Source organism: Coprococcus sp. ART55/1, from assembly GCF_000210595.1.
Classification (GTDB): Bacteria; Bacillota; Clostridia; order Lachnospirales; family Lachnospiraceae; genus Coprococcus; species Coprococcus aceti.
In genome coordinates this window covers 870,090-877,974 of sequence record NC_021018.1, presented here as the reverse complement: position 1 = coordinate 877,974, position 7,885 = coordinate 870,090, and the positions used below count along the sequence as shown (strand labels likewise).

The 7,885-nt window shown below is 45.3% G+C and carries 7 protein-coding genes; all 7 read right to left on the bottom strand.

The features are described 5' to 3' along the window. A partial coding sequence (locus tag CCU_RS04170; protein ID WP_208895978.1) for a patatin-like phospholipase family protein occupies positions 1-642 on the bottom strand: 642 nt, incomplete at its 3' end. 538 nt (positions 643-1,180) lie between these two features. Beyond that, positions 1,181-2,059: a DMT family transporter gene (locus CCU_RS04165; RefSeq protein WP_015533681.1), complete on the bottom strand. Its 879-nt coding sequence runs from the start codon at positions 2,057-2,059 to the stop codon at positions 1,181-1,183. 52 nt (positions 2,060-2,111) lie between these two features. Next, on the bottom strand, positions 2,112-3,206 hold the full coding sequence (locus tag CCU_RS04160) for a GDSL-type esterase/lipase family protein (protein ID WP_015533680.1): 1,095 nt from the start codon (positions 3,204-3,206) through the stop codon (positions 2,112-2,114). Between the two features lie 11 nt (positions 3,207-3,217). After that, positions 3,218-4,642, bottom strand: coding sequence for an MBOAT family O-acyltransferase (locus CCU_RS04155; RefSeq protein WP_015533679.1), 1,425 nt, complete (start codon positions 4,640-4,642; stop codon positions 3,218-3,220). A 282-nt stretch (positions 4,643-4,924) separates the two neighbouring features. After that, positions 4,925-6,214, bottom strand: a complete 1,290-nt coding sequence (locus tag CCU_RS04150; protein WP_015533678.1) for a murein hydrolase activator EnvC family protein — start codon at positions 6,212-6,214, stop codon at positions 4,925-4,927. A gap of 136 nt (positions 6,215-6,350) precedes the next feature. Continuing rightward, entirely contained in the window at positions 6,351-7,259 is a 909-nt protein-coding gene (gene ftsX / locus CCU_RS04145) for a permease-like cell division protein FtsX (RefSeq protein ID WP_015533677.1), read from the bottom strand. Beyond that, a partial coding sequence (gene ftsE / locus CCU_RS04140; protein ID WP_208895977.1) for a cell division ATP-binding protein FtsE occupies positions 7,249-7,885 on the bottom strand: 637 nt, incomplete at its 5' end. The genes ftsE and ftsX, both read right to left, overlap by 11 nt.

Below are 7,885 nucleotides of genomic sequence, written 5' to 3'. Positions count from 1 at the left end.
AGTAGGCTTGCCCTCCACATTGAGACATGTAGCATAACAGCTCATGTCACTGTTCGACACACCATCAAGTACTGGTGAATTCTCCAGTATGTCCATAAGTCCTTCTCTGGAGAAGAAGCCATCCTTTATCCTCATGCCTTTTGCCACAGCATCCAGTCCTATGCACTCTATTGCACTCTGTATGACTGGATTGTCTATGGTCGTGAGCTTCTCCTTGATGGACTCAAACCATTTGTTCCTGTTGTCCTCGTCTATATCCTTGTTGGACAGTATCCTGTCGTTGGTTATGTCGTACCACATCTGTGTAGCCTTATCCAGATCACCACACGCATACAGTGCCGCGTTCAGCGCACCGACCGAGCTTCCTGACACCGCCTTTATATCGATCACATCTCTGTACTCCTCAAGAGCCTTCCACACTCCGATCTCATAGGAGCCACGGCCACCACCGCCACCGAGCACCAGACCGTATCCTTCCTTAACCGGCACATCCGGCTGCCCGTCCTGACCGCCCAGTTCCGTGTAATGCATCTGCTTCTTCTGCGATATAGTCTCCTCTATCGCCTTATGAAGCTCCCCGGCCTTTTCCTTTATCTCCTCTGTTCTCTCCTGAAGCTCCTGTATAACCTTTTCTTTATCCATATATTAATCCCCCTTACTATTCCATAATAAAGCTGCTCTATCCAATATTGTCATCTGATATATCCACCAATTATGATCATATGTGTGTTTCATTTTAACATGTCAGCAACTATACCCACAACCTTATACTCACTATATTCAGAAGCTTTACCATTTATAGAACATTTATTTACGCTTTATATATTATTTCTTTTATGAACATATTTCTTTAACATCCGATACACAGAATGTACACAGTACCATCTTATTATATATACAGATTGATGAGGACAGCAGATGTGCGACATGCCCAGGCAGCACCAGCGTATCTGCCGTCACTCAAACTAACAACAATCCAATTTAGATAGATGGGAGGCCGGATACCTCACAAGTCCGGTCACAACACCTAAAACCTTCCTTTATAACTTTATAAAAAGACGGATATCAGACAATGAAACTTTTACCCATTTTCCATTTCTGACATCCGTCTTTTTGTATATATCAATTATTCTACAAGTATTTGTACAAGGCACTGCCACTCTCAGCCCTGCCGATCATGCTAAGTGCGATCCTGTCTCATGGTGTACCACCATTTGAAAACTGCACTTCCTATGATTATCACATATCCTATAATGCTCAGCATGTCAGGGATCTGATCCAGGAATACAAATCCCAGTATAGCCGCAAATATGACCTGACTGTAGTCAAATACCGATATCTCCCTGGCTGGAGCCTTCTGGTATGCTGCGGTTATACTGAACTGTCCACCAGCCGCCGCAAGTCCGGCACAGAGCAGGCACACAATCTGCTGCCATGTCATAGGTGCGTGGTCCAATATGATAAATGGAAGCGTCACCAGACATGAGAATACAGAGAAACACATGACTATGACCGGTCCGCGCTCCCCCTGTTTTCCAAGCTTTCTCACATAGGTGTAGGCTATTCCTGCCCCAAGGCCGCCTGCCACACCAACCATGGCATACAGAAAATCCATATGAAACGAAGGCTTCACAACGAACAATGCACCAGCGAAAGCCAGCACAACAGATGCCCACTCTACCCGGTTTGCCCGTTCCTTCAACACAAAGTATGATGCGATGATAGCAAAGAACGGGGAAAGCTTGTTGAGGATATTGGCATCCGCTATGTTGAGCTTGTCGATTGCATAAAAATTGCAGATAAGTCCTGTCGTTCCACATATGCTTCTCGCCGCGATTCCCGGCCAGCTGCTCTTCTTTATCTTGAATTTCTCCTCAGTCCTCATGAGCATGGCAATGGCCACAACAGCGGCCACTGCATTTCTAAAGAATGCCTTCTGCATAGTTGGCAGATCTCCAGACAGTCTCACGAAGAAGGTCATCAGTGAGAAAAAGAACCCTGCCATGATTATGAACAGGATTCCCTTATATTTATCTTTTATTACCAGTCTTTTTGCCATTTGATCAACTCCCGATAATGATAAAATGCCGCCAGGTCCCGCAGCACTTTATCTATTTGAAAGCATCATCCTTGAGCCCATGCTCATACAGATACTGCTCCCACAGACTGTAATACTGCGCCTGCAAATGTATGTCATCCCAGGTATAGTCCTTTACAAGACCACCCTTGCCATCGTCCACAACCGTATTCATATCCAGATAGAAAAGCTTTATTCCATCAGCATATGCAGCTATGGCACCATTCTTGTCATCGATATTGTCATTGTTCACAATATCGTGGCTTGCCGAATAGTCGCTGGATACATGCATGCAGCCCATCATAAAGATCACTGCGTCCGGCTGAAGCGCCTGTATCTGGGCCACCGCATCGATATATGTGGATGCGTATGTCTCCGTATTGTAACCCGCCTCATTTATGCCGAGCATGATGTATATCTTTTTGAATTGTTTGCTCTTAAGCAGCTCTGTGAGTGTCTTTGTTCCATTTGAGGCGATCTTCTCACCCATCAGTCCAAATGAAGTAAGGCCCTCCATATATGCAAATTCTGCATTGTCCAGTCCGGAATACAACGCCAGTCCTTCCACTCTGGAATCACCTATGAACAGAGCATCGTCAAAATAAGACTTGTCAACCTTTATATATGGGTACTGGGTCTCAAGAGCGATCTGTGTGAGATCTCTGTAGCAGCTATTTCTTGCCTTTCTCTTCTTAACCTTCTTGTATTGAGTCTGTCTTGTCACCGGAGCAGCCGAACCGCCTGTATCTATGGTTGCTTTTTCCGTAGTTGCCTTTTCGGTGGTCGCTTTCTCTGTAGATTTCTCTGTTGTCTTCTCCGTGGATGCATTCTCAGAAGTCTGCTTCTCCGTGGATTTCACCTCCGTTGTCTGCTCCTCTGCAGCCGCACTGCCCGTGGACTCCGACGTCAGCTCGCTCTTTCCCGGAGCATCCGTGCTTGTTGCGTCAGTTCCGGTTGCCACCCTCTCATCAAGCAGCACAGTCTGGGCCATAGGATGATGAAAGCTGACATCCCATTTATACACGCCAAGCGCAGCTCCCACATAACCGCCTGCGGTAACTATCACGCCGGATATTATGAGTATCGAGAACAGTGGACAGCCTTTTATCATTTGCCATAATTTCTTCATCTGCCCACCTCCTAAAATCTAAAATAAAGGAATGGATTGGAGCCACCCTTTGCTATCTGATATACACAGAACCAGAACAGTGCGAGCATTATAAGCTTGCATACCCAGTTCTTGTAGAATTTCTCTATGAGCTTTCTAGGCCACGGTGTACAGAAGATCACGCAGATCAGCAGTAGCCACCAGTATGTGTGTCCCAGCATGATCAGCTTGTCCATGGCATGTGTGGTGACTGATCCCTCTATGTTCATGCCAAACATTCTCTTCAGGTACAGTCCCAGAAGCTTCAGATCAGATATGTTAAATATTGTCCATGATATCGGTATCAGGAAGAACATGTACACATGGCCAAGAACCTTCACCTTGTCAAATACCTTGCCAAGGAACAGCTTCTCCATGAGAAGGAACACGAACAGGAACAAGCCCCATATCAGGAAATTCCAGTCCGCACCATGCCACAATCCGGTAAACATCCACACAGTGAACATGGCAAGTATCATTCTGAGCTTTCCCTTTCGGTTGCCGCCCATCGGTATGTACACATACTCTCTGAACCAGCGTCCGAGTGTAACATGCCAGCGTCTCCAGAAATCTGTGAGGGAATGTGCCATATAAGGATCGACAAAGTTCTCCGGTATCCTGAAGCCAAGTATAAGGCCAATTCCTATTGCCATCACGGAATAACCCATGAAATCAAACAGGAGCTGGAATGAATATCCCCATGAACCAAGCCATGCGGTCACAGTGTTTATTCCATAAGGGCCAACCGTCTGCACATCGTTCCACAGACTGGCTATCTTATTTGCCAGAAGCACCTTGTACGCAAGTCCCAATACGAACAGTGTCGCACCGCGCTCTATATCGTCCGCCTTGACCTCTCTGTGATCCAGCTCAGGCTTCACCTCATCGTAGTTGACTATAGGGCCGGCTATGAGCTGAGGGAACATGCTCACATATGTTCCGAACTTGATTATACTCTTGTCCGCCTGATACTTGAGCCTGTACACGTCAAATATATACGATGTTATCTGGAACGTATAGAAGCTTATTCCAAGCGGCAGTGTGATCGCCACGCTATCAAATATCTTTGTTCCCGCTGCAGTGTTTATTATCTCTATAAAGAAGTTGATATATTTGAATATGAACAACATTCCAAAATTAAACACCATAGCCACCGCCAGCCAGCAGTTTCTCTCAAATGAACAGTCGATCTCCGAATATACTTCTATATCATAAAAACGCTTGATTCGTCTTGCCACCGAATAGTTAAATATAATAGAAAACATCATCAAGAACACGTATATGGGTTCGCCATACGCGTAGAACACAAGGCTGCCTAAAAGCAGTACAACATTCCTGTACTTCGGCTTTGTCACAAAATAGATAAGCAAAAATAAAGGCAGGAATCTAAATAAGAACTCCATGCTCGAAAAAACCATAATATACTCCTTAAATAAATACTCAGTCCAGTGTGAGTATAAATACTTTTACCACTTATGTCAACCGACACTAATCCTATTTTTTCTTAAAAAAACTATTGTTTTCGACATATTTTCTCACCACCACAACATATGGTACTTCGCCCATATCCACGCCCCTATTAACATAAAAAATGCGTGATCCATATTTCATGAATCACGCATTTTTTCTCTATTCTATATATGATCATATTAAGATCTTATGATATGACACATATCCCTATGCCATGTCTCAACCTCATCTTACAGATAATCAAGTGGGTTGACATATGAGCCATTCAGGAATACTGAGAAGTGGCAATGTGTACCTGTTGAATATCCTGTTGAACCTGCGTACGCAATGGTCTGTCCCTGTGAAACCACATCGCCAACGCTTACTGCAAGTGATGAGTTGTGAAGGTACATCGTCACAAATCCATTACCGTGATCTATCATAACGTAGTTACCACCACTCTCGCCCCACTCGGCTACCGTTACAACACCTGCATCAGCCGCTGCGATAGGCACTCCATATGAACATCCTATATCTATACCCATATGATTGGAGCTTGCTCCTGCTGTCGGTGACTCTCTAGGTCCGAAGTAGTCTGTGATAGGTCCTGATACAGGCCATATGAACTGACCTGAACCGGTTGTTGAACCGCCATTGTTACTTCCACTGTTGTCGCTGTCACTGCCTGAGTTATCGCTTCCACCGTTGTTATCCTGCTGCTGTTGTTCAGCTTCTCTCTGCTTACGCTCCTCCTCCAGTCTCTGCTGTTCCTGACGCGCAAGCTCTGCCAGCTTGTCATCCAGCTCTGACTCCTGCTTTGCGTATTCAGCCGCAAGAGCTTTCTGCATCTCAACATCATCACTGTACTTGTTGATCTCCGCATTCTTCTGGCTTATAACATCATCGAGGTCTGCCTGCTTGGTCTCCAGGTCTGCCTTTACCTTCTCTACATCCGCCAGATCATCCTTGAGTGTCTGCTGATACTCTGCTATGTCATTCTTAGTCTTTACCAGCTTGTTGAGCTGCTTCTGGTCATATGTGCTGAGCTGATCAACATACTCAGACTTGTTAAGACTATCCTCAAATGAAGCCGATGACATAAGTGCATCTATGTAAGCAACATCGCCCTCCTCGTAGAGGTACTGTATCCTCTTCTTCATCGCCTCATACTGATTATCCTCACTGACCTGAGCCTCTGCAAGCTTTGTCTGAGTCTCATCTATCTCATTCTGAAGATCCTCAGCCTGCTGTTTCTTCTCCACGATCTGTGTGCTTATATCTGTGGCCTGCTTATCGAGCTCATTTACAGCCGCTGTAAGCTTGTCTACCTTCTTCTGATACTTCTCTGCGTTTGCATTCGCCTCTTCCTGAGCCTGCTGAGCCTCTTCCTTCTGCTGCTCAACATCCTCCTTGGTCTCCTCAGCATGCACGCTGAACACAGGAGCCGCAAATATGGATGTAAACGACATGAGCAGTGCTCCTGTAGTAACCACTGCCACCTGCATACCTTTCTTCTTTATCTTGTATAAATCTATTCTCATCATTCATGCCTCCTAATCGCATTTCATAATGTTATTATCTTTTTGCCCTACTTATCAGCATTATAACACATATTGTTCCTAAAAAAGTAATAACAATTTGTGAATTTTTTGTGCATTGCTCTGACCGCATTTAACACTACACTCTCAGGTGCTTTCTTGTGGTAAGAATACTTCCTACCAGACCAACACCGATACCGAGCACAAGTCCGACCGGTACCATAGTCCTGAACAGATCCTGCTGGCTCACAAATGCGAACAGCGTTGTGACAACCTTGAACCTTCCGGCAACGTATGTCAGTATCTTATCGTACATGTAGTACAGAAGGACCAGAGGTATAGCCGAACCGACCGCGCCTATGATCACACCCTCTATGATGAACGGTGCCCTTACAAATACATTTGTCGCACCGATCAGCTTCATGATCCCTATCTCTTCCTTTCGCACTGTGATACCTATGGTGATCGTGTTACTTATAAGGAATATAGATACCAGCATCAGTATCACAACTATTCCTATGGATGCATATCCCACAAGGGATGACAGTGTCGTGATGCTGTCCGCAGTCACGTCAGAACTCTTTACCTTTCTGACTCCTGAAAGGCCCTGGGCAAATGCCACGAACTCCGGCTGTCTTGATACATCCTTGAGCGTGATCTCATATGACGCAGCATTCTTTAACGGGTTATCTCCGCCAAATGCATTCTTTGCAACCTGTGGATCATCGTAGTTCTGATCTGCAAACTTGTCCCATGCCTCATCGGCTGAGATGAAATCCATCGTCTCAACATAATCGACCGTTCTTATCTGTTCACCTATGAGCTGTATGGTCTCATCTGACGCATCCTCGTCGAAGAATACAGATATGGTGACTGTCTTCTCAAGCTCCTGCATACCTGACTGGAAGTTTACAACCACCGCATATATGATTCCGAAAAGAAACAGACATGATATGATGGTTCCCAGTGATGCAAGTGAGAACAGTATGTTTCTTCTTATATTCGCAAAGCCCTGTCTGAGGACATAGAAAAATGTACTAATCTTCATCTATGTAGCCTCCTTCCTTCTCATCACTGATTATAACGCCCTTCTTCAGGGTGATAACTCTCTTCTTCATCTCATTGACGATATCCTTGTTGTGGGTTACCACGACAACTGTGGTTCCTCTCTTGTTAATATCCTCAAGGAGGTTCATGATATCCAGTGAGTTCTTAGGATCAAGGTTTCCTGTAGGCTCGTCCGCCAGTATGATGTCCGGATTGTTGACCAGTGCTCTCGCCATGGCAACTCTCTGCTGCTCACCACCTGAGAGCTCCTTCGGGTATGATTTGTATTTGTCTGCAAGTCCAACCAGCGTCAGCATGGCCGGAACTCGTCTTCTGATATATCTCGCCGGGGTCTGAATGACTCTCTGTGCAAATGCGACATTCTCGTATATAGTCCTGTCCTTGAGAAGTCTGAAGTTCTGGAACACAACCCCTATCCTTCTTCTGACCTTCGGTATATCCTTCCTCTTGATCTTGCCGTAGTCGTATCCGGCAACAGTGATATTGCCCTCCGTAGGATCGAGCTCCTTGAGCAGAAGCCTGAACAGAGTGGTCTTGCCCGAACCACTGCTTCCAACGATAAATACGAACTCGCCTTTCTCTATATTAATATTGACATTCTTGAGT